The sequence below is a fragment of the Arcobacter vandammei genome, from assembly GCF_016106035.1.
In the GTDB taxonomy this organism is placed as follows: Bacteria; Campylobacterota; Campylobacteria; order Campylobacterales; family Arcobacteraceae; genus Aliarcobacter; species Aliarcobacter vandammei.
On sequence record NZ_JADKPZ010000043.1, the window covers coordinates 1 to 1690 of the forward strand.

Consider the following 1690-nt stretch of genomic DNA (forward strand, 5'->3'; position numbering starts at 1 on the left):
TTTATTTACAGTTGTTATTTTCTCTTCATCTACAGTTTGTGTTAGGTTTTTATTTACATTTATTGTATAGTCTGATTTTACATTTAAGTTTGAGTTATTATTTACATCTTCTTTTTTATCATTCTCTATTAAAGTAGTTTGATTATGTTTAACTATTTTTGTTTCATCATTTAGTATTAGAGTATTCATATCTCTTTGAGCTTGAATATTTAGTTCTTCATTTCCTTGCTTATCATCAAAGAGTATTTCATTATATCCTTGTGTCTCTTCATATTGTGGAGTTGTATATGTTCTTATATAGCTTTTTGTTTTATTAGCTGGAAGTGGGTATGGTATTTTATTTTCACCATTATACAAAGTTCCTATTATTATTGGACAATCAGGATTTCCATTTACAAAGCTTACTATTACTTCACTATTTACTCTTGGAATAAACATAGTTCCATAGTTATTTCCGCTAGATAGATTTGATACTCTTAGGTAACAAGATGTTGTTTTATTTCTTTCAAAATGAAACAGAACTCTTACTCTTCCTTCACTATCTACATCTATACTATTTTGATTAGGAGTAATAGCAGAGTTATTTACATCTTGAGAAGTTACTATTGCTGTTTGTACACCATATATCTTTGGTTTTTTTATTGTAACTTTAGGTTTATATATTATATCTTTTGGAATTGCTTTAAACTCTACACTATATTGCATATTTGAGTTTATATCTTTTATATCATTTAGTTTTGAATATTCATCTAAGGCATTTGGAAAATATGCTTTATAGTTTACTTCTATTATTATTACATCTTCTTCTTTATTCTCTTTTTCACTTACTATTAAGGCATTTAAACTATCTTTTACTATCAATTCATTTGAAACGGCTTCTATTATATTTGATTCTGAATACTCTTTATTTGTATCTATATTTGTATATCTATTTAAATCTTCATACAAGCTTTCATTTAACAAGTTTAGTTTATCTCTAAAGCTCTCTTTTTCTATATCATTTCTTAATTGTTTACTACTTGCATTATCTTTTATCTTACTACTAGTTACTGCATTTGTTTTCTCTATTTTATACTCTTGGCTTGGATTATTCTTATCATAGTAATCTTCTACATATTTACTTGCTTTAAACTCTATTTTATGATTATAGGTACACAATATCTTTTCATCTATTTTCTCTACATAATCATTTAATTCACACAACACTATTTTAAAGCTACTATTATCATCTTCATTAAATATTAAAGAGTATCCCTCTTCTTCACAAAGCATCAAGATAAACTCTAAATCACTTTGATTATATTGAGTTGTATAATCTTTTACAGGGTATTTTATATTATCTAATCTTATCTCTAATGAGATATTTAACAAGGCTCTATATCTTGTTACTATTTTATTTATAATATCTGTTGCACTTAGGTTATGATATATCTCATATTTATTATTCAATCCCAAATAGTATATTGGATGTACTACTTCTATTTTATACATATATTTATTTGATACTATACTATCTTCACTAGCTTTATATATTTTTCCAAAGATTATTTTACAAGATTTTAAATTTACTAAATCCTCTAAAACTATCTTTACATCTGTATCTACTATATCTTCTACTTCTATTTTTTCATTACTTACAAATGTTATTTCATATTCATATACTTTATTTACTCCACTTCTCCCTTCTAAT

The 1690-nt window shown here is 24.7% G+C and carries 1 protein-coding gene; it reads right to left on the minus strand.

All coding sequences use genetic code 11. The features are described from left to right. Window positions 1–1690 (minus strand): type VI secretion system Vgr family protein (locus IQC44_RS11370; protein WP_198306473.1); only part of this gene is annotated, 1690 nt, incomplete at both ends.